Raw genomic sequence first — 19,934 nt, 5'->3', positions numbered from 1 at the left:
GCCTTCTATTCTATTCTTAAGATAAATTACTCCTCTTGGATTAAAGTTAGCAAAAAGTTCCTTGGAAAATTATAGGTCATTACTGAAACGACACTAAGAAAGGGTATAATTAAGAATATGTTTTTCATCTTTCCGGCTTTATACGATTGAATATGTTCAAATATGTCTATAAATATCTTCGCATATAAAAAAGATCTTCCCAATTGTTGTTTTTCCATGACTAGTTGTAATTTAGACCCTCCTTTGGCGGAGAATAAGTAATGGTAAACGTATGTATATCCCGCAGCACTATATAAATGAAAACCTTAAAGAAGTTAAGGAGTTCATTATTAATAATTCCTTTGGTATTTTAATTAATTATGTAGGTGGTAAACCTTGGGCCACTCATATCCCATTGGAATTAGATAAGGATCGTAATGGCAATGATATCCTGGTAGGTCATATCGCAAAAGCAAATCCGCAATGGAAATATTTTGTTGAAGACACCGAAGTACTTTGTATATTTAACGGGCCACACACTTATGTTTCTTCATCATGGTACGCAGAAGAAGAAGTTCCTACCTGGAATTATATTGCAGTGCATATTTACGGAAAATTAAAAATACAGGACGAGCAGGCGCTGATGGCTTCTCTTCATAAACTGGTTGACAAATACGAGCGTCAATCCGAAAAACCAATCTCCCTAAACAATTTATCAAAAAACACACTCAGGCAAGTGAAAGGTGTAATAGGTTTTGAGATTCATATCAAGGAAATACAGGCGGCTTATAAGCTGTCGCAAGGACGGGAACACGATCATCCCAAAATAATCAAGGAGCTAGAAAAACGAAATACCGGCGGTGGGCACGGCATTGCAGAAGCCATGAAAAAAAGCAAAAGCAAAAAAAATTAAATAAGTAAATTTATGGTTAAGGAAAGTCCTTCTATTAAACGCTAAATAGTGTGCAGTCTTCCCAGTAAAAATTCCTTATAGGACTTGCTTATAGGAATAACCTTTCTGTCTATCTCGAGATGACTATCGGCTACAACATCCAACTTACATATGTTAACTATAAATGACCTGTGTACGCGTATAAAACAACTATCTTTTAATTCATTTTCAATTGTTTTTAAAGTGCTTACAACCAAATACTTACCTAATGCTGTTGTGATATTGCAATAGTTACGTTCTGCCTCAATATAAAGAATATGATCTAATAATATTTTAACCATTCTCCCATTATGTCTAACAAAAATTCGATCTGGTAAAACCTGTAAATTACTTTGGACCTGATTTTGTTTTAAACTTCCGTTATCCTTTAATTGCTCAACAACTAATGCTATAGTTCGCTGAAGATTTAATTTGTTAAACGGTTTGGAAATAAAAGCATAAGGTTGGGTTTCCTTTGCCCTGGAAAAAGTACCATCATCATTGTTAGCAGTTAAATAAATTATGGGTATTTCATTTTGCAAATGAATAGCAATAGCTGCATCTATTCCATCTATAGGACCCTTAAGGTTTATATCCATCAAAATAATATCAGGTTTATTTTGGTTTGCATTACTAATTGCGTCTTCACCCCTGGACACTATACCAATAACTTCATAACCTAACTTTGTTAATTGTAATGAAAGATTAGCCGCAATAATCATATCATCTTCGACTATTAATATTCTAATTAACTTATCCATATTTAAGCTGCTTTATGGTTTTGAAATTCAAAAGAAACTGCTGTGCCTTTTTTAATACTTAAAGACATTTTACCTTCTAATTGTCTGGTTAGTAATTCTATTAATTGTGTACCAAAGCCCGTACCTTCAATTTTTTCGTGATAGTTTTTTCCTATGCCGTCATCTGACACCTCAAGCTGCAAATGATTCCCTAATTCTATTAGACTAATTTTTATGAGCCCATTACGATTTTCTGGAAAAGCATATTTTAAAGAATTCGTAAGCAACTCATTTACTATTAGCCCTATTGGAATAGCAGTATCCACATCCAATTCCAATTCCGCCATCTCACATACAATACGCACTCTGTCTGAAGCCCCAAAAATATCTATGATATAATTCCCCAGGTTCATGAAATATTCTTTCATTTCAATAGATGAAAAACTTTTACCCTGATATAGTTTTTGGTGAATCATGCTCATGCTATGAACTCGATATTGACTTTTCTGCATAGCGTCGGCAACCTTTGAATCCCCTATCTGTTCGGATTGCAGGGATAATAAACTTGATACAATTTCCAAATTATTTTTTACACGATGGTGTATTTCTTTTAGCAAAAATTCTTTTTCGTCATTTTGCTTTTTAAGCAATCTGTTTTTCTTCTTATTGGTTTGTACGGTATTGTACAGGAGTAATAAAATCATTAGCAATAGCGCTCCAATAAGAATCATTAGCGTCTGTCTTGATCTTTGCTTTTTAATTTGATTTTCCTGGACCATTATGGTACTCTCTTTTTGAGCTACATCAAACTCTGTAAGTAATAATGAAATATGCTTATCTGCCTCGGCAGTAAATATCTCCTTTTTTAGTTTATCGTACTCTGCATACGCCTGATATGCTTCCCGGTAATTGTGATTGCCTGCATAGGCTTTACCCAATGCCTCATAAGCCTGGCTAAGATAAAAATCATCTCCAAAATTATCTGTGGCTATGTCAATACTTCTCTCAAGACTCTCAATTGCGGAAATGTATTTTCCCTGTAGGTTTTGTAGCTTACCTATGGACAACCATGAGCGCATTAACATAAAGTTATTATCCAATAATTGTCCATATTTTACGGCATTTTCACCTGCCAGATCTGCTGCATCAAAATCGTTCAGGTAAGCCTTTAGATATACCATAGAAATATATACGTCGCATAGATTATTAAAAAATCCATATCGCTCACCAATGGCTGTAGAATGTTCGTAATAATTAAGAGCTTCTTCATGTTTATCCAGTGCCAGATAGCAATTCCCAACCACATATAGGGTAAAATCATAATCCAGGTCGTTAATTCCTCTTTCTTCAAAAAGAACTAAGGACTTTAATCCATATTCCAAAGCCTTTTCATAGCGTGCTTGTTTCCAAAATAAATTACTCAAATCACTAAAAGCAACGGCCATTGCTCTTTTATCCTTTAATTCATCCCCTAAAAGCAGGGTTTCCATAGCAATATCGGCGGCCTTATCCAGTTTTCCCTGTCTTTCATATACATATCCCAACTGAGTATAGATCAGTGGCAGGTCTTTCTTCAAAACTTTTTTCATTGCAGATTCTAAGGTAAATCTTGCGCTATCTAGTTTTTCCATCCTTAAAAGAATAGCACCCTCCGTAATTTGAAACCTGCCTTCCCATAGGCTATCATTCTTTTCGCGGGTTATTTGTAAGCCTTCCTTTGCAAAACTTAAGGCTTTTGTTAAATTCCTTGTATGCCAGTAATAAGCAAGGTCATTGAGAATACTGAATTGGATAGTATCAATTTTAATTAATGGGTAGCTTTTTTCCAGGATGTCGAGATAGGAGCTGCCAAAATTGTCCGTATCAACAAATACTCTTTTGTAGGAATTTTCACTTTGAAAGTCTACAATCTGGGACTGCAGAATTTTAGGGCTCAAAAATGAACATATGAAGAAAACCAAAACCGTTAAAAATCGGTTCACCATATTAATTTAGAAATAATCGAGGGGGCATGTAATTCTTTAAATATACAAATTTTAACATAATAATTGCTTTGTTAAGTGAAAATAGACATTCGGACAGTAAATAGGGCTATTCGTCCATACATACTTTTATTTTTACCAATATTTTGCTTCTTTAGCATACCGCATAGGTATAATGAACGCTTATCGGTTAATTTGTGTGGAAAACCATGTCCAAATCTATCATTCAAATTTTAATTTTATTTGTTGTAATTGCAGCATGTAAACCAGTGAACAAAAATTCGGAATTGTCTATAAACGATCAACTTGCCAATAATTTAAATGTGTTTATTGATTCTTGCTGGAATGATCAAAATGTCTCTAAATTAAATGAATTGGTAGATAAGAATTTTACCAGAATTCTTAATGGCATTTATGTCGCAGGGAATGAAAATGAAATGGCGGCTCACATGAATGTTTATTTTACAGGTTTTCCCGATCTAAAAATTCAATATAGTGATGCGTATATTGAAGGTAACAACATATTTATGAATTGGGAATGTACCGGAAGTAATACCGGAGAGTTTGGCGAGATGCGGGCCACGGGTAAAAAAATTAAGATTCAGGGACTTTCGCACCTTTATTTCAATGAAGAAGGAAAATTATATAAGGAAGACGTCTATTATAACGAACTGGATCTGCTGCAACAACTGGGCTATACCCTTACATCGCCGGTACTTGAATAATTTGAACACTATATTTTAATAAGTTTAACTAAAATTGAATTAACAATGAGAACATTAAAGACAGGATTAACAAGTTTATTTTTACTATTACTTACCGGAGCGATAGGTCTGGCCCAGGAAGATAGTAATTCCCAGTCATATTGGATACATGAGGATGTAGTAAAACCTTCTAAGGTGGCCGATTACGAGTCTATTTGCAAAGAATTAACGGATAACCTAAAAAAACACAACATTCAGGAACTTAATGCCATTGTAACCAATACAGAAGATGACCGGTATCTATGGATATCCCCTATTGCAAATATGGCAGATATTGATAAGCCGATATTCAAAACCCTGATGGAAAAAATGGGTTCAGAGGCCTTTTCCAATTTGTTTAACAGAATGGATGAATGTTATGATATTGAACAGGATTACATAATACATTTAGACAAGGCATTGTCTTATATGCCAGAGGGTATAACTCAAACACCTGAAGGCGAAGATTATCGTAAATTCTTCTATTTTCATATTACTCCTGGAAATCGGGTTATGGTAAAAAAGAATATGGAAGCGATAACAAATTTATTTGCGAGTAAAGGCTCAAAATTATATTACAGGGTTTACAAAAGTGGTTTCGGTAACAGAGGTGAATTTTATATGGTAGCGGTAGCTGCAAAAAACGCAGCAGACTATAGTGCAAAAGTAGATTCAAACAATGAACTCTTGGGTGATGAGTGGCCTAAATTATACAACGAACTAAGAAGTAATTTGTTAAAATATGAAGTATTTTCAGGAAGAATGAGACCGGACATGGCCTACAGTCCGTCAAAATAAAAACTATAACCCCCAATAATTTTTGATTATTGGGGGTTTACTCTTCACTAACCACAAAAATTAAAATATGAAAAAAATTCTCTTATTATGTGTTGCAACAGTCTTTTTTATAAGCTGTAAAAATGCGGAACAAAAATATTTCTCCTCATCTCCGGAAATAGATGAAGTTAAGGCTCTGGTAAAGGATTATAACGCAGGAGACTGGAACGCCTGGATGACTCATTACGCAGATACCGCCAAAGTTCATCATAACACGCTCGAAGATTCTACACCTGCTGAATTATTAGAAGGTCTCAAAGGATTACTCGCAGGTGCATCTAGTTATGGATTTACAGACAAGGATATATTCTATGAAATGGTGATTGATGATAAAGGAGAGAAGTGGGTAAATTTTTGGGGAACCTGGGAAGGAACTATCGCAGCCAATAATCAAAAACTCATAATACCGGTTCATCTTACCTTACAGTTTGTCAATGGTAAAATAGTGGAAGAACATGGCTACTATGATTTATCGGAATACATGGCAGTAATGCAAAAAATTGAATCAGAAATGGCAGAGGAAGAAGATGTGATGGAATAATAATCATAAACTAAAATTTAAAATAAATGAAAAAAATACTTTTGATAGGACTTGCCGTTATCTTTTTTATGGCTTGTGAACAAAAAGCGGAAAGGTATAGCACCTCCGGACCTGAAGTGGATTTAGTAAAAGGCTTGCTGGCCGATTACCAAAATGGGGATTGGGACAGCTGGAAGGAAAAATATGCAGATACCGCAAAAGTCTACTACAACCAATGGGATGACAGTATAACAGTAGCCCAATCTATGGAAGGGCATAAAAGTACTATTGCGCTATTAAGTTCATACGGATTTGGTGACAATGTGATTTATGAAAAAATATTAAGCGATAAAGGGAATACATGGGTTAATTTATGGGGAAGATGGGAAGGCACACTTAAAGAAAATAATAAAGTAGTTGTATTACCTGTGCATCTTTCCGTCCATGTTTTAAATGGGAAAATAGTACAAGAGAATGGTTTTTGGGATAACTCCATTATGCAAAACGCTCTTGAAGAAATTGAAGAGATGAAAAATGCACCTGAAATCGAAAAAACCATTATGGCCAATCATGATAAAATGATTGAAGCCTGGAACAATAATGATGCTGAAGCCTTTAAAGCGCTTTCTTCGGTTAGCATTATTAGAAATTCGAATGGTACACGACAAACCAACAATCAGTCTGAATATACAGAAATGATGAATCAATTCCATACCGGATTCCCCGATTTCAAAGTAAGCCTGGATAGTTATTTTCTAAAAGACGGAAAGTCCTATATAAACTGGACCTGTACTGGAACTAATACGGGGCCATTTATGGACAATCCTCCAACCGGTAAAAAAATGGAGATCCATGGATACAGTGTTTGGGCATTTGATAGTAACGGACTAGCAGTCCAGGAGGATGCCTTTTTTGACAATATGGACATGTTGAGTCAATTAGGATACACAGTTACACCACCGAAGGCTAACTAATAGTGAAAATGTAAAATAAATTTCTAACCTTTAATTATAATCAAAATGAGAAAATTTCTTTATCTGATGTTACTTTTACCCTTTTTAGTAATATCTCAAGGCGAACAAGAATACATGGTCATGGAAAATGTCATGCTTACCGCTATTCCTGCAAAAACCATGGAATTAGAAGCAGGTTTAGCGGCACACAATAAAAAATACCATGCAGAAGGCACACATGGTGCTCGTGTTTATTGGATTTCGAATGGGAAAAATGCCGGGAAATATATATGGGCAATGGGACCTTTGCCCTGGAGTGCAATGGATAGCAGGCCCGCAGCTGAAGGTCATGATGAAGATTGGAGCAAAAATGTAGTTCCTTATACAACAGCCGAGAGCGACGTCACTTACTGGAGGTTTCATCCACAATTCTCCAATTTTTCTGCCGATTTTAACTTGAAGTATTTGTCAGTGTTTATGGTAGATTTTAAACGGTTTAAATACCCTGAAATGATAAGTATTCTGGAAAGAGTAAAAAAAGTAAATGCGGAAAAAAATCCTGATGAGGCCTATGGTGTTTATACCAATGAAATGCCCGATAGCCAGGATGGGCGAGATATGGCTTTTGTAAATTTCTTTAGTAATTCAGGATGGATGGGTCGTGAAGATACTTTTCCAAAAAAGTTTGACGAAGTACATGGAGAAGGAAGTTTTATGAAATTTCTTAAAGACGTAGAAGCAGCTACGAATGGAGAGCGTTCAGAATTATGGACATTTAGAGAAGACCTAAGCGGACTGAGCGGTACTGTCAATGCTCAAAACAGACAGGAATAACCGTTAGTCTAAATAAAAACCAATACTGTAGTTTAAAATGATATAGATTTTAAACGTACCAACCATTCAAAACCCGGTAAATACCGGGTTTTGTTTTTGCCCTTAATCTGTAATGAAATAGCATTTTTTTATCATTAATATTTGCCTTTCCGGGTAAGAAAAAAATTGTTTAAAACCATAATTAGTGCATTACAACAATCTTTATTAATTTACCCTCAAATCCAAAATACAAATCATGCAAAAAATTAATTCATTTCTATTCATTGTATTCCTTATAGGCGCCACTGCTTTCGGACAGCAAAAAACCAATCTTGAACTCGCAGATATTTTTAACATGGAATTTGTTTCCGATCCGCAAATATCGCCGGATGGAACCAAAATAATTTATGTAAGGAATTTTAAGGATATCATGACCGACAAGAATCTGTCAAATTTGTGGATAGTAAATTTTGACGGCTCCCAAAACCGACCCCTAACGAATGGAAACCAAAATGATCTTGCTCCACGCTGGTCGCATGATAGTAATAAAATTGTGTTTAAATCAAACATGCAGGATGATAAAATGAAACTTTTTATGATGTGGATGGACACAAAAGAATATGTTGCCCTTACAAACACAATCTCAGCCCCGGGAGGTGTCAGCTGGTCTCATGATGATTCACATGTGGCATTTACGATGTTTGTACCAAAAAAATCTGAGTCTATCATTAAATTACCAACTAAACCAGAGGGTGCCAAATGGAATAAACCTCCTGTATATATAGATGAACTAAACTACCGTGGTGATGGTAAAGGATATTATAAAAGTGGTAATGAACAACTTTTTGTATTATCTGCTGATGGAGGTACACCTCGGCAACTCACTTTTTCAGAATATGATCATGGTGCTCCAATCTGGTCAAAGGACAACCGGAGGCTGTATTTCACGGCAAACCTTCATGAAAATCATGAATTTGAACCCCGAAATAGTGAAATTCAGGAACTTAATTTAGCCGATTATTCTATAAAAGCCCTTACAGATCGTCTTGGACCAGATAATGGGCCTGCATTATCACCAGATGGGAAGTATCTTGCCTATACCGGATTTGATGACAAATATCAGGGATATCAGATCACTCAATTGTACCTTATGAATGCAGACGGAACAAATTCCAGACTACTATCTGCGAACTTTGACAGAGATATTCAAAATATAAGTTGGGCCGGAGATGGTAAGGGATTGTACTTTCAATATGATGACAAAGGAGATACGAAAGTTGGTTTTATTTCTAACGCGGGTAAAGTAACTCCAATCTTAGAAAATCTGGGAGGTCTCTCCTTAGGAAGACCCTATAATGCTGCTTCTTTCACCGTCTCAAAAAACAACAAATTCGCATATACTTTGGGAGGCACAGATCATCCTGCCGATCTAGGCGCGTATTATAAAGGTAATAATCAAAGAGTTACGAAACTTAATGACGACCTGTTCTCCTTTAGAAATATTGCCGGGGTTGAAGAACTTTGGTGGGAATCTTCTTTTGATCAAAGAAAGATACAAGGTTGGCTGGTAAAACCCCCTAATTTTGATCCTTCCAAAAAATACCCGCTAATACTGGAAATTCATGGCGGACCTTTTACCAGTTATGGCTCAGTATTTTCTGCCGAAATCCAGTTATACGCAGCTCAAGGCTATATGGTATTATATACAAATCCCAGAGGAAGTACCAGTTATGGTGAAGAGTTTGGGAATCTAATTCATCATGACTACCCGAACCATGACTATGATGACCTAATGTCCGGTGTTGATGAAGTAATAAAAAAAGGTAACGTTGATGAAGAAAACATGTTTGTTACAGGGGGTAGTGGCGGAGGAGTACTCTCGGCTTGGATTGTCGGTAAAACCGATAGATTTGCCGCGGCTGTTGTCGCCAAACCCGTCATTAACTGGTATAGTTTTGTGCTTTATGCAGATGGGGTCGGATTTTTCTATAAATACTGGTTTCCCAATAAGCCCTGGGAAGATCCAAGCAGCTATCTAAAGAGATCACCACTTTCATATGTAGGGAATATTTCAACACCTACAATGCTGTTAACCGGAGAAGAAGATTACCGAACTCCGATAGCTGAATCTGAGCAGTTTTACGCCGCGCTTAAACTGGAAAAAGTAGAAACCGCAATGGTTCGAATTCCGGGAGCATCACATGGTATTGCCAACAAACCCAGTAACCTGATTGCAAAGATAGCTAGTGTACTGGCCTGGTTTGAAAAATATAAAAAAGACTAATGTCACAGATATTCTGTTCTTCATTTCACCAAATTGTATGAAATTATAACTAACTTATAGAACTAAAAGACATACTCATGATACACAATAAATATTGGCAGGCCTTTTTCGCCCTATCGCCCATAATTATTTTATTTATTATGATGCTTGGGTATTTTGTTTTTCTTTTTTCTGTTCTTAGCAACATCCCCGAATTGGAGCAAGCCCGTAATGAACCCCCGGAGCTTTTTGTGCAATGGATAGGCTCTTTCTTTATTGTGATTTTTTTAGTGATTTTGCTTTCTGTTGCAAGTTTGGTATTCTTTATCGTACATGCCGTTCAGAATCCAAACCTCAAGCAGGGGAATATGCTGCTATTATGGATCTTATTGTTCATTTTTGTGGGCGGATTGGGAGAATTGATTTATTGGCTGGTTGAAATTGTATCGAAGAGAAGCGAAAACGATCAATTAGAATAGTCTATCCAATGGAACCCAGAAGATCCTTTATTAAAAAAACCGTCCTCGGTGGTGTAGCGCTTTCGGCACCTTATATTGATGTATTTGCTTCAAAATTAGCACTGAACTCTACAGCACCAAAACTATCACTTGCACAGTGGTCATTAAACAGGGCTTTTTTCAAAGGTGAATTAAACGCAATTGACTTTCCGGATATTGCAAAAAACTCATTTGGCCTTAATGCAGTTGAATATGTAAATGCATTTTATAAGGAATACGTAAAAAGTGAAAAGTATTGGAATCAACTCAAAGGTAAAGCGAATGCGGCAGGGGTTAAAAATCTACTGATTATGGTAGATGATGAAGGAGAACTGGGAAACCCCAATAATAAAGAACGCAGCCAGGCTATTGAAAATCATTACAAATGGATCAACGCGGCAAAACTATTAGGGTGTCACTCCATCCGGGTTAATGCTTTCGGACAGGGAAATAGGATTGAATTAAAGAATTCCTTAGTGGATGGTTTGGGAAGGCTAAGTGATTACGGTGCTAAAGAAAATATTAATGTATTGATTGAAAATCATGGCTTGCATACTTCAGATGGTAAGTTTATGACTTCAATAATAAAAGAAGTTAACAATAAGCATTTGGGAACTTTACCAGACTTTGGTAACTGGTGCCTAAATGTCAAATGGGGAAGCACGCAAAATGACAAATGCACAGATATGTATGATCCCTATCAGGGTCTAGCCGATTTTTTACCATATGCAAAAGGCGTAAGTGCAAAATCTTACAATTTTGACGCGAATGGCAATGAAACTTTTCTGGATTACGGAAGATTGCTTAAAACGGTAAAAGATTCTGGATTTGTCGGTTATATAGGCATAGAATACGAGGGTGAAAAACTAAGTGAACCAGAAGGTATAAAAGCCACCAAAGCCCTGATTGAAAAAGTATTCAAAAATTTGGATTAAATCATGCCATGGCCCTCCATTAGTCCAAAAAACAGTAGTGCTGTTTATTTCACCCTTTTATCGTTCATCGAAGACATATTTATCAATAAAGATTGAAATCCGGTAGGTTCACAAAAATATTCTATTTTTAATACCTAACTAAACAGATCCAAACCAAACCAATTAATATGTCTCAAATTTCTATAAGCTCAGTCAAACCAAGATTAACTTTCTGGCAAATCTGGAATATGAGTTTCGGTTTCCTGGGAATTCAATTTGGGTTCGCGCTGCAAAATGCCAACGTAAGCAGGATTTTTGAAACCCTGGGGGCGTCTAAGGATGAATTACCAATTCTATGGCTGGCAGCACCGGTGACAGGCCTTTTGGTACAGCCCATTATTGGTTACTACAGCGATAGAACCTGGCACCGTAAATGGGGAAGGCGCAGGCCTTTTTTCGCGATTGGAGCAATTCTTGCCACTATCGCCTTATTTGCAATGCCAAACTCAACAGCACTTTGGATGGCAGTAATTATGCTGTGGCTGATGGACGCATCAATTAACATAAGTATGGAACCGTTCAGGGCGTTTGTGGGTGACATGTTGCCTAATGAACAGCGGACGAGCGGATTTGCAATGCAGAGTTTTTTTATTGGTTTAGGAGCTATTATTGCCTCTGCCCTGCCCTATATTATGACTAACTGGTTTGGCGTAGAGAATATAGCGGCCGGTGGCGGGATCCCCGATTCGGTAAAATGGTCTTTTTACCTGGGGGGAATAGCCTATTTCGCCGCTGTAATGTGGACTGTTTTTAACACCGAAGAATATCCACCCGATGATATTGAAAAGCTTAAAAGTGAAAATGCAGAAAAAGGAGTATTCACCGGACTCAAAGAATCCTTTATGGGAATTTTTAAAATGCCCAAAACCATGGTTCAGCTGGCATTTGTTCAATTTTTTTCCTGGTTTGCATTATTTGCTATGTGGATCTATACTACTTCAGCCGTGACCAGCCATATTTATGACACTTCAGATACTACATCAGTGCTATACAATGAGGGAGCAGATTGGGTTGGAATTTGTTTTGCTGTATATAACGGTATTGCCGCCCTGGTGGCCTTTTTATTGCCTGTAATAGCTAAACATATAAGTAGAAAAATGACGCATTTAATTGCCCTCGTTATAGGAGGAATAGGATTAATTTCTATCTACTTTATTTCCGATCCAAATTTATTGCTGGTATCCATGATAGGAGTTGGTATTGCCTGGGCAAGCATTTTGTCAATGCCCTATGCCATGCTATCCAGTATTTTACCGGCTAATAAAATGGGCTATTATATGGGAGTTTTTAACTTCTTTATAGTTATCCCGCAAATTGTAGCGGCAGGTATCCTGGGCTTTCTATTAAAATCTTTTTTTGGAAATATTTCTATTTATGCTTTGATAATTGGTGGTATTTCAATGATCATAGCTGGTTTATTATGTGTTTTTGTCCAGGACAATGAAGTTACCGTTGATTTAGAAAACAAACAAATCACATAGGAGTTAATCTCAGGTTTTAGGTTTCTTATCAGTATATTATTTTACTGCTTTTTCAAAAATTTGATTGTAGCTTAATGTAGTTTACAATTCATTCCTTATTTCCTACAGTTGAGTAAACAATGATTTTTATTGTTTTTATGTTTTCGGAGTTTTGGACCATCATAAACAACTAAAAAAACAATAAAATGAAAACGTTAGCACTTATTTTAAGTTTATTTATTTCGGGGATTATTGCCAATGCGCAGGATACAAAAGGCATCACCCTTAAGGTCACTATTGAAAATGTTCTAAGTGATGAAGGTCAAATCCTGGCAGCACTACATACACAGGACACATTTATGCGAGGTCAGGGAATCCAAAATTTTAAGCTTGAAGCAAAGACCGGGAGTATTTCCTTTGTTTTTCTAAATGTAAAGCCGGGCACCTATGCAATTTCATCCTTACACGATGAAAATGAAAATCAAAGAATGGACTTTCACGATAGCGGTATGCCAAAAGAAAAATATGCTATGAGCGGTAATGAAATGGCCATGGGACCCCCTAACTTTAAGGATGTAAAGTTTGAAGTAAACGACGAAGATTTTGAATTGAAGCTTCGCTTTTAAATCAGTATAAAACATAAAAATGCCCGTAAAAAGCGGGCATTTTTATTTATAGGTATTTTTTAAAAGAAATAAAAACTATATCCTGAATGACAAAGCTATCATTCTGTAGCATAAAGTATTATATTTCCTCTGCCAGCCAGGCTTTCATCATCCAAACCGTTTTTTCCTGTTCCGTAATAAAACCACTCATCATAGAATTGGTACCCTCATCATTAGCCGCATCCGAATCAGCCAGAATTTTGCGTTCAATGAGCAGAAGCTCTTTTAAAGAATCAACGATCAATTTAATTGCTTCCTCATCCTTAGTTACATTTTTACCGATCGGAACATTTGAATTTTTCAAATAATCCTCAAAAGTATGAAGTGGAACTTCCCCTAAGGTTAGTATTCGTTCGGCTATTTCATCTACTTTTAAGTTTGCATCGTTGTATAATTCTTCAAATTTGACATGTAGATCAAAAAAACTTTTTCCTTTAATATTCCAGTGAATGCCTCTAAGGTTTTGATAGTACGTTTGAAAATTTGCTAATAATTTATTCAAATCCTTACTTAGTGCCTTGGATTTCTCCGTATTCAGGCCAATACTATTTAATTTCATCATATTTTTTGATTTAGCATAAAGTTATTAAATATCTATCTCTTATAGTATAAGTTTTATTGATAGTTTTTATATTTGTATTACTCAAAATTATGATAGATGACCATTACCCAATTGCAATATGTCTTGGCGGTTGCAGAATACCAGAATTTCACTCTGGCCGCAGAAAAAAGTTTTGTTACGCAACCTACATTAAGCATGCAGGTGCAAAAACTTGAGGACGAACTGGACGTACTTATTTTTGACAGAAGCAAGAAACCCATCCGTATTACAGAAGCGGGTCAAAAAATAGTTGCACAGGCCAAAAATATTGTAAACGAAGCGGAACGAATTAAGGACATTGTTGATCAGGAAAAAGGGTTTATTGGTGGTGAATATACATTGGGTATTATCCCAACAATTATGCCCACTCTCCTGCCTATGTTTCTTAAAACCTTTATTAACAAATACCCCAAAGTACATCTTATTATAAAAGAACAAAGCACAGAAACCCTCATCAAAAATATACAAGAAGGTCATATAGATGGGGCTATTGCCGCCACTCCACTGGAAATTGAGTATATCATAGAAAGGCCATTATACTATGAGCCCTTTGTTGGGTATGTGCCAAAAAATCATAGACTTAGAGCAGCAGATAAACTAAATCCCAGTGATCTGGATATTAGTGATATATTGCTGTTAAAGGACGGGCATTGTTTCAGGGATGGAGTAATAAATCTTTGTAAAACACCAAAAAAATTTGAAAACGAGCATTTTCAGTTGCAAAGCGGCAGTTTTGAGACTTTGGTAAATCTGGCTGATCAGGATATGGGAATGACCTTATTACCCTACCTAAACACCCTGGAATTGGATGAGGAAAAACAGAAAAATTTAAAATATTTCAATAATCCCTCACCAGCCAGGGAAGTAAGTCTAATTTATCACAAAAGCGAACTTAAAATTCAGATTACACAGGCATTGAAAGAAGTTATTTCAGGGATTGTACGCGGAGCAATCGCTTTTCAGGATGTAAAAATAATTAGTCCAATCCATAAAAAATAAAAGCCACCTTGTTGGGTGGCTTATGGGTTATACTTTTAGATAAATCAATGTAGGTTGTAACTCTGGTTTATCGGTTATAAAAACTTGTAACCAGGCTTTCAATTCTTCAATTTCTTCAGGCAATAGTTTAGTTATTGCTTTTTTGAGTTCTTTACTAAAGAGTTTTACATCAAAACTTACTTTTTGGAGTACGGTTTTATAATACTCCAGCATAGCTTTTGCCATATTGAGAGTTTGTTTTAATTAGATTGTTATTCAAAAATAACCAAAAAAAGCTTTAGATTATTGTATCCATTCCGTTAAAAATTGGATAATTTCATGTTAAAATCTATTTTTCCCTAACCAAGTACATGATATTAAATTGAAAAAAATCCTAAATAGTTGCGGTATAATCCTATTCTCAGTTATTATTGGGGCCTGCGCGTCCGGTAAAAAGTTAGACAAAACTGTCACCACGGCATTGAAACTTAAAACTTTCAGAAATCATTTTACAGGAATTATGATTTACGATCCAATGTCTGGTGATACATTGTACCGCCTCAACAGTGATAAGTATTTTACACCGGCAAGTAATACAAAAATTTTCACCCTTTATACATCATTATTACTACTGCCCAAACAGATTCCTGCATTGAAATATTGCAATGTAAACGACACCCTGTTTATAGAAGGTACTGGTAATCCCTCGCTCTTGCATCCATATTTAAAGGATAGTTCCGTTGCCCGGTTTTTAAAGGGCTTTAAAAATATCTCTCTCCATCAGAACAACTTTACTGATAGCAAATTCGGACCTGGCTGGGCATGGGAAGACTATGACGGGTATTATTCTGCCGAACGCAGTGCCTTGCCAATATATGGCAATGTAGTAACTATCTTTAATTCGGATAGCTTACACGTGATTCCAAACTATTTTATGCCGAATGTAGCACTGGTAAAAAATACAATTAATCGTGAGAACGAAACGAATACTTTTTATTTCGATCCGACAAGAAAAGACACCCTTGAAATTCCATTTAAAACAGATAGCACTGTAATTAAGACACTTTTGGAAAAAGCCCTCGGTAGAGAAATATCAGTGGTTCAAAAAATGCCCTGTGAAGAAAAAATAATACTCTCTGGAATTCTTACCGATAGTATAAATAAAAGAATGATGCAGGAAAGTGATAATTTTTTGGCTGAGCAATTACTCTTACTGGCCTCCTCTACCCTATCAGACACATTAAACACAGGAACGGCTATAGAGTACATGCTTAAAAATCACCTGAAAGATTTAAAACAATTGCCAAGGTGGGTAGATGGCTCCGGACTTTCCAGATATAATCTTTTTAGCCCTGAAGCTATAGTATATGTTTTAAGTGCAATTCATAGGGAGGTTCCAAAAGAACGACTATTCCATCTTTTTGCGGAGGGAGGCGAATCAGGGACAATATCTGATTGGTATCCGGGAAATCCACAACCATATATCTATGCTAAAACTGGCACACTGGGTAACAATCATAATATTAGTGGGTATTTAATAACTAAATCCGGGAAAACGCTAATATTCAGTTTTATGAATAATCATTTTACGAATCCTGCTTCGGAGATAAAAAAACAGATGCAGTATGTGTTCGAATGGATACGGGACAATTATTAAATTATGTTATTTATGCTTGCGTATTGTACGAGCATAATAGTTTTTGCATCTTTTATTTCCCCGTTTGAAATCATGTCTAAAGCCGTATCAAATAAAACTTCCAGTACTTCAATATTTTCACTCTCATCCTCGGCACCCCCACCATCTCCAACTTTCATTTGCTCTTCGTATTCGCCAATAAAAAAGTGAAGTATTTCAGTAACAGCGCCTGGTGACATATAAGATTCAAATACCTTTTTTACATGATGTATTTGATACCCGGTTTCTTCCTCCACTTCTTTTTTGATACATTCTTCCGGATGAGCCCCATCCAACAAGCCTGCGCATACCTCTATCATCATCCCGGTGGAGTTTCCGTTTACGTAGGTAGGCATCCTGAATTGTTTGGTAAGAATAACTGTTCCTTTCTGTTTGTTATACAACAAGATTGCAGCTCCATTTCCACGGTCATACGACTCGCGAATCTGAGTTTCCCACTTTCCATCCTCTTTTTGATATTCATAAGTGTACTTGCATAAGGTGTACCAATTATCTGATAAAACTTCTTTTCTAATATTTTTAATCCTGCTTTCTGTCACGTTCATCGCGGCTTATGTTATTTGAAGTATTAAATATAATTGGTTTACACGGTAAGTGCATTATTTAAATACCTCCTAAAAGGAAGCATTTCTCGGTATACTTTGATAACAATTTCTTTAAAATCATCACTTATTACCTGATCTTTTGAAAGCTGGTGGACTACCGCAAAGGATTTATTTCTCAACAAATCAATATGAGGATGCTCCTTTGTAAAACCTTTGGGGGCGCTTTTCAACTTTTCGTCTATATATAGCGAGCCAAAAGTTTTTTTAAATGAATCTTTATTGATTATTTTTATTAGTTCTTACCCGTTATAATCTATAGCATCTCTTATACTTCGCAGTGATTTTGGGTCCGGTCGCCAAACTCCACCGGCAAGTAAAGATTCATTTATTCCAATCTGAATATAAAAATCTCCTGCCCCTGGTGCCTTATCCAAACCTGCGCCAAAGTGATCTTTATAAATAGGTTTATGCGGGTGAAACATAAGATTATTGTTAATCCTGTTTATGCCCTTTTTTCCCGGAGTGGGGTAATAATCCTGATCAATATCTGCCAGGGTATTATCCAGATCATCTAACCAGTTAATAAATTCTGTGCGAATTTCCTTGTACCGTTTTCGGTTACTATCCATCCAGACCTTGGAATTGTTCTTCTCCAATTCACTTAAAAAGTCAAATAGTTTATTAAAATTCATAAAGAAATTAATCTGGTTTCAAAGTTTGTAGGGAATAATTTAGAAACGGTTATCACCATCCAGAAGATCTCCTATTCCTCCTAAAATACTTCCCTCTCCTTTGTCCTTTCCTCCCCCTTTTGGCGCTGCAGCCCAAACTCTGCCTGCGAGCCTGCTAAAAGGAAGGGATTGTACATAGACGGTTCCAGGTCCTCTCAAAGACGCAAAGAACAAACCTTCACCACCAAATACAGTATTTCTGATTCCTCCAACAAACTCAATATCGTAGTCTATATCCTTTGTAAACCCCACAATACAACCTGTATCAACTTTTAAAATTTCACCAGGCCCCAGCTCTTTCTTGGCCAGGGTACCGCCGGCGTGAACAAAGGCCATGCCGTCACCTTCAAGTTTCTGCATGATAAAACCTTCACCCCCAAACAGGCCTCTGCCAAGTCGTTTAGAGAATTCTATCCCTATAGAAACTCCTTTAGCCGCGCAGAGAAAGGCATCTTTCTGACAAATAAATTTTCCATGTTTTTCAGATAAATCAATGGGCAAAATCTTGCCGGGATAAGGAGAAGCAAAACTAACTTCCTTTTTGCCCTGACCCATATTTAAAAAAGCGGTCATAAACAAGCTCTCACCGGTTAGAATTCGTTTTCCTGCCGAAAATAATTTGCCAAGTACACTGTTATCCTGGTTGGAGCCATCGCCAAATATGGTATCCATCTTTATGTCGGTGTCCATCATCATGAAACTGCCGGCTTCAGCCACCACAGCCTCCTGTGGATCCAGCTCTATTTCAACGTATTGCATTTCTTCGCCGTAAATCTTGTAGTCTATTTCGTGTGCGTTCATTTTTATTATTTTAGGTTATCACTAGTTAGTTGGATCAGAATACAAAATGTTACAGCAACATAATAAAAAAACAATATCAGTTTCTCAATTTTACGGTCCATTCAAAATTAAAGGTAGAAACTACTATTCCGTCTTTATTTATCCCAACAGATTTCATCCAAAAGGTTTGCCCCTCTCCGGTAGCAATCGTTTGGTCTAATGCTTCTTTTATCTTATGCCCGTCCTCGCAGGTGAATGTAATTTTACCGGTCGCTTTTTTAGAGAAATTAGCATTATTACCGGCAACAAGCATGGAAATGCTTTCACTGCGTTCTCTAATCTGTGAACTAACCATAATCCCGGTACTAAGTTCGGCTGCCATCCCCTGAACAGCCCAGAACATAGATTTAAATGGGTTCTGATTAAACCATTTATGTCTTACGGTAACCACGGCTTTCTCTTCATCGAAAGATCTAAGCCGAACACCGGACCACCAGGCCGATGGTAATTTAAAAAAAGCAAAGACATTGAATTTACTGGGACTCAGGCTCATAAAAATAGAAATATATGGTAAAAGTAAGTATTCTATTTTAACTTATAAATGTTAATTATTTGTTAAATATTAGTACTATGTTTTGCATAATACCTTCTTTTAGCCATATATTTGCATAAGAAACTAATAGGCCATGACAGAGACATTGACAAAACACGAAAGAAATTTATCCGCAGTTATTCATGCATCCACGCTTAGCAAGTACTTTATTCCCTTTGGTAACTTTCTTTTGCCATTGGTTTTATGGATTGGAAATAAGAAGGAACACAACTTCGTGGACTACAATGGAAAGCAGGCTTTAAATTTCCAAATTAGCCTTTTATTGTATTCCATTATTCTGGGAATTATATCGGTTCCTTTCGTACTGGGATTTTTACCCAGCATTTTTGAAGGAGGGCTATTGGATATTCGAGATTACAATGAGTTCAATAATATCAATTTTCATTTTATAGGAGAAAACTTGCATTTAGGATGGTGGCTTTGGCCTATTGGAATTACAGGTCTGTTACAAGTTGCACTCTTTATTGTCAATATAGTTTACACAATTCTGGCAACCCTAAGAACAAATGAAGGACAGTATTTTAAATATCCAATAACGATCAATTTCATAAAATAATAAACAGCAGTAATCAAGCTGTATAACAGGAGTTATTCATCAATAAAAAAAGAGTTTATTTATCAATCATCATCAAA

21 protein-coding genes and 1 pseudogene are annotated in these 19,934 nt (G+C 36.3%); 14 read left to right on the top strand and 8 right to left on the bottom strand.

Annotation, left to right across the window (positions count from 1 at the left end):
- Positions 1 to 271 precede the first annotated feature (271 nt).
- On the top strand, positions 272 to 892 hold the full coding sequence (locus Q0874_RS07755; RefSeq protein ID WP_299161482.1) for an FMN-binding negative transcriptional regulator: 621 nt from the start codon (positions 272 to 274) through the stop codon (positions 890 to 892).
- Between the two features lie 41 nt (positions 893 to 933).
- Here the strand turns inward: Q0874_RS07755 and Q0874_RS07750 are convergent, their stop codons facing one another.
- Together Q0874_RS07750 and Q0874_RS07745 are read right to left on the bottom strand one after the other, a co-directional pair.
- Positions 934 to 1,671: a response regulator gene (locus Q0874_RS07750; RefSeq protein WP_299161480.1), complete on the bottom strand. Its 738-nt coding sequence runs from the start codon at positions 1,669 to 1,671 to the stop codon at positions 934 to 936.
- A gap of 2 nt (positions 1,672 to 1,673) precedes the next feature.
- Positions 1,674 to 3,587 carry a histidine kinase dimerization/phosphoacceptor domain -containing protein gene (locus Q0874_RS07745; protein WP_299161478.1) on the bottom strand — a complete coding sequence of 638 codons (1,914 nt, stop codon included), beginning with the start codon at positions 3,585 to 3,587 and terminating at the stop codon, positions 1,674 to 1,676.
- A gap of 254 nt (positions 3,588 to 3,841) precedes the next feature.
- Here Q0874_RS07745 and Q0874_RS07740 point away from each other — a divergent pair, with 254 nt between their 5' ends.
- The 10 genes from Q0874_RS07740 to Q0874_RS07695 all read left to right on the top strand — a co-directional run bounded on the left by Q0874_RS07740 (position 3,842) and on the right by Q0874_RS07695 (position 13,318).
- Positions 3,842 to 4,357 (top strand): ester cyclase, encoded by a 516-nt coding sequence (locus tag Q0874_RS07740; RefSeq protein WP_299161476.1) that lies wholly within the window; start codon positions 3,842 to 3,844, stop codon positions 4,355 to 4,357.
- 45 nt (positions 4,358 to 4,402) lie between these two features.
- The gene (locus tag Q0874_RS07735) at positions 4,403 to 5,173 is read left to right on the top strand and encodes a hypothetical protein (RefSeq protein WP_299161473.1); all 771 of its coding nucleotides are present in this window, start codon (positions 4,403 to 4,405) and stop codon (positions 5,171 to 5,173) included.
- Positions 5,174 to 5,240: 67 nt separating this feature from the next.
- On the top strand, positions 5,241 to 5,753 hold the full coding sequence (locus Q0874_RS07730) for a nuclear transport factor 2 family protein (RefSeq protein WP_299161471.1): 513 nt from the start codon (positions 5,241 to 5,243) through the stop codon (positions 5,751 to 5,753).
- 26 nt (positions 5,754 to 5,779) lie between these two features.
- Positions 5,780 to 6,706, top strand: coding sequence for an ester cyclase (locus Q0874_RS07725; protein WP_299161469.1), 927 nt, complete (start codon positions 5,780 to 5,782; stop codon positions 6,704 to 6,706).
- Positions 6,707 to 6,751: 45 nt separating this feature from the next.
- Complete coding sequence (locus Q0874_RS07720; RefSeq protein WP_299161466.1) at positions 6,752 to 7,519, top strand: hypothetical protein; 768 nt, start codon at positions 6,752 to 6,754, stop codon at positions 7,517 to 7,519.
- Between the two features lie 235 nt (positions 7,520 to 7,754).
- Positions 7,755 to 9,782: a S9 family peptidase gene (locus tag Q0874_RS07715; protein ID WP_299161464.1), complete on the top strand. Its 2,028-nt coding sequence runs from the start codon at positions 7,755 to 7,757 to the stop codon at positions 9,780 to 9,782.
- A 77-nt stretch (positions 9,783 to 9,859) separates the two neighbouring features.
- The gene (locus tag Q0874_RS07710; protein ID WP_299161461.1) at positions 9,860 to 10,240 is read left to right on the top strand and encodes a hypothetical protein; all 381 of its coding nucleotides are present in this window, start codon (positions 9,860 to 9,862) and stop codon (positions 10,238 to 10,240) included.
- A gap of 8 nt (positions 10,241 to 10,248) precedes the next feature.
- Positions 10,249 to 11,193 carry a TIM barrel protein gene (locus Q0874_RS07705; protein WP_299161458.1) on the top strand — a complete coding sequence of 315 codons (945 nt, stop codon included), beginning with the start codon at positions 10,249 to 10,251 and terminating at the stop codon, positions 11,191 to 11,193.
- Positions 11,194 to 11,420: 227 nt separating this feature from the next.
- Positions 11,421 to 12,713, top strand: coding sequence for an MFS transporter (locus tag Q0874_RS07700; protein ID WP_299161455.1), 1,293 nt, complete (start codon positions 11,421 to 11,423; stop codon positions 12,711 to 12,713).
- Positions 12,714 to 12,898: 185 nt separating this feature from the next.
- Positions 12,899 to 13,318 carry a DUF2141 domain-containing protein gene (locus tag Q0874_RS07695; protein ID WP_299161452.1) on the top strand — a complete coding sequence of 140 codons (420 nt, stop codon included), beginning with the start codon at positions 12,899 to 12,901 and terminating at the stop codon, positions 13,316 to 13,318.
- Between the two features lie 118 nt (positions 13,319 to 13,436).
- On the opposite strand, the gene Q0874_RS07690 is transcribed toward Q0874_RS07695, so the two are convergent.
- On the bottom strand, positions 13,437 to 13,916 hold the full coding sequence (locus Q0874_RS07690) for a Dps family protein (protein ID WP_299161716.1): 480 nt from the start codon (positions 13,914 to 13,916) through the stop codon (positions 13,437 to 13,439).
- A 99-nt stretch (positions 13,917 to 14,015) separates the two neighbouring features.
- Between Q0874_RS07690 and Q0874_RS07685 the strand changes: the two genes are divergently transcribed.
- Complete coding sequence (locus tag Q0874_RS07685) at positions 14,016 to 14,957, top strand: LysR substrate-binding domain-containing protein (protein WP_299161449.1); 942 nt, start codon at positions 14,016 to 14,018, stop codon at positions 14,955 to 14,957.
- Positions 14,958 to 14,984: 27 nt separating this feature from the next.
- Here Q0874_RS07685 and Q0874_RS07680 read toward each other — a convergent pair whose 3' ends face one another.
- Positions 14,985 to 15,182 carry a hypothetical protein gene (locus Q0874_RS07680; RefSeq protein ID WP_299161446.1) on the bottom strand — a complete coding sequence of 66 codons (198 nt, stop codon included), beginning with the start codon at positions 15,180 to 15,182 and terminating at the stop codon, positions 14,985 to 14,987.
- Between the two features lie 235 nt (positions 15,183 to 15,417).
- Here Q0874_RS07680 and Q0874_RS07675 point away from each other — a divergent pair, with 235 nt between their 5' ends.
- Positions 15,418 to 16,593: a D-alanyl-D-alanine carboxypeptidase gene (locus tag Q0874_RS07675; RefSeq protein ID WP_299161443.1), complete on the top strand. Its 1,176-nt coding sequence runs from the start codon at positions 15,418 to 15,420 to the stop codon at positions 16,591 to 16,593.
- On the opposite strand, the gene nudK is transcribed toward Q0874_RS07675, so the two are convergent.
- The 4 genes and pseudogenes from nudK to Q0874_RS07655 form a co-directional block, all read right to left on the bottom strand.
- The gene (nudK, locus tag Q0874_RS07670) at positions 16,590 to 17,177 is read right to left on the bottom strand and encodes a GDP-mannose pyrophosphatase NudK (protein WP_299161441.1); all 588 of its coding nucleotides are present in this window, start codon (positions 17,175 to 17,177) and stop codon (positions 16,590 to 16,592) included. The genes Q0874_RS07675 and nudK overlap by 4 nt on opposite strands.
- Positions 17,178 to 17,215: 38 nt before the next feature.
- Positions 17,216 to 17,869: pseudogene (locus tag Q0874_RS07665) on the bottom strand (DUF2461 domain-containing protein).
- 39 nt (positions 17,870 to 17,908) lie between these two features.
- Complete coding sequence (locus Q0874_RS07660) at positions 17,909 to 18,709, bottom strand: TIGR00266 family protein (protein WP_299161438.1); 801 nt, start codon at positions 18,707 to 18,709, stop codon at positions 17,909 to 17,911.
- Between the two features lie 76 nt (positions 18,710 to 18,785).
- Positions 18,786 to 19,241 (bottom strand): DUF4442 domain-containing protein, encoded by a 456-nt coding sequence (locus tag Q0874_RS07655; RefSeq protein WP_299161435.1) that lies wholly within the window; start codon positions 19,239 to 19,241, stop codon positions 18,786 to 18,788.
- A gap of 133 nt (positions 19,242 to 19,374) precedes the next feature.
- Between Q0874_RS07655 and Q0874_RS07650 the strand changes: the two genes are divergently transcribed.
- A complete protein-coding gene (locus tag Q0874_RS07650; protein ID WP_299161432.1) occupies positions 19,375 to 19,857 on the top strand; it encodes a DUF4870 domain-containing protein in 483 nt (160 codons plus the stop codon).
- Positions 19,858 to 19,934: the final 77 nt, after the last annotated feature.

This window comes from uncultured Eudoraea sp., assembly GCF_947490415.1.
Classification (GTDB): domain Bacteria; phylum Bacteroidota; class Bacteroidia; order Flavobacteriales; family Flavobacteriaceae; genus Eudoraea.
The sequence above is the reverse complement of the archived record's forward strand: the minus strand, read 5'-3'. Positions and strand labels throughout refer to the sequence as shown.

Bases quoted from the DNA above. Each gene is read 5' to 3' on its own strand.
- Q0874_RS07755 (WP_299161482.1), top strand. From the start codon at position 272: ATGTATATCCCGCAGCACTATATAAATGAAAACCTTAAAGAAGTTAAG.
- Q0874_RS07750 (WP_299161480.1), bottom strand. From the start codon at position 1,671: ATGGATAAGTTAATTAGAATATTAATAGTCGAAGATGATATGATTATT.
- Q0874_RS07740 (WP_299161476.1), top strand. From the start codon at position 3,842: ATGTCCAAATCTATCATTCAAATTTTAATTTTATTTGTTGTAATTGCA.
- Q0874_RS07735 (WP_299161473.1), top strand. From the start codon at position 4,403: ATGAGAACATTAAAGACAGGATTAACAAGTTTATTTTTACTATTACTT.
- Q0874_RS07730 (WP_299161471.1), top strand. From the start codon at position 5,241: ATGAAAAAAATTCTCTTATTATGTGTTGCAACAGTCTTTTTTATAAGC.
- Q0874_RS07725 (WP_299161469.1), top strand. From the start codon at position 5,780: ATGAAAAAAATACTTTTGATAGGACTTGCCGTTATCTTTTTTATGGCT.
- Q0874_RS07720 (WP_299161466.1), top strand. From the start codon at position 6,752: ATGAGAAAATTTCTTTATCTGATGTTACTTTTACCCTTTTTAGTAATA.
- Q0874_RS07715 (WP_299161464.1), top strand. From the start codon at position 7,755: ATGCAAAAAATTAATTCATTTCTATTCATTGTATTCCTTATAGGCGCC.
- Q0874_RS07710 (WP_299161461.1), top strand. From the start codon at position 9,860: ATGATACACAATAAATATTGGCAGGCCTTTTTCGCCCTATCGCCCATA.
- Q0874_RS07705 (WP_299161458.1), top strand. From the start codon at position 10,249: ATGGAACCCAGAAGATCCTTTATTAAAAAAACCGTCCTCGGTGGTGTA.
- Q0874_RS07700 (WP_299161455.1), top strand. From the start codon at position 11,421: ATGAGTTTCGGTTTCCTGGGAATTCAATTTGGGTTCGCGCTGCAAAAT.
- Q0874_RS07695 (WP_299161452.1), top strand. From the start codon at position 12,899: ATGAAAACGTTAGCACTTATTTTAAGTTTATTTATTTCGGGGATTATT.
- Q0874_RS07690 (WP_299161716.1), bottom strand. From the start codon at position 13,916: ATGAAATTAAATAGTATTGGCCTGAATACGGAGAAATCCAAGGCACTA.
- Q0874_RS07685 (WP_299161449.1), top strand. From the start codon at position 14,016: ATGACCATTACCCAATTGCAATATGTCTTGGCGGTTGCAGAATACCAG.
- Q0874_RS07680 (WP_299161446.1), bottom strand. From the start codon at position 15,182: ATGGCAAAAGCTATGCTGGAGTATTATAAAACCGTACTCCAAAAAGTA.
- nudK (WP_299161441.1), bottom strand. From the start codon at position 17,177: ATGAACGTGACAGAAAGCAGGATTAAAAATATTAGAAAAGAAGTTTTA.
- Q0874_RS07660 (WP_299161438.1), bottom strand. From the start codon at position 18,709: ATGAACGCACACGAAATAGACTACAAGATTTACGGCGAAGAAATGCAA.
- Q0874_RS07655 (WP_299161435.1), bottom strand. From the start codon at position 19,241: ATGAGCCTGAGTCCCAGTAAATTCAATGTCTTTGCTTTTTTTAAATTA.
- Q0874_RS07650 (WP_299161432.1), top strand. From the start codon at position 19,375: ATGACAGAGACATTGACAAAACACGAAAGAAATTTATCCGCAGTTATT.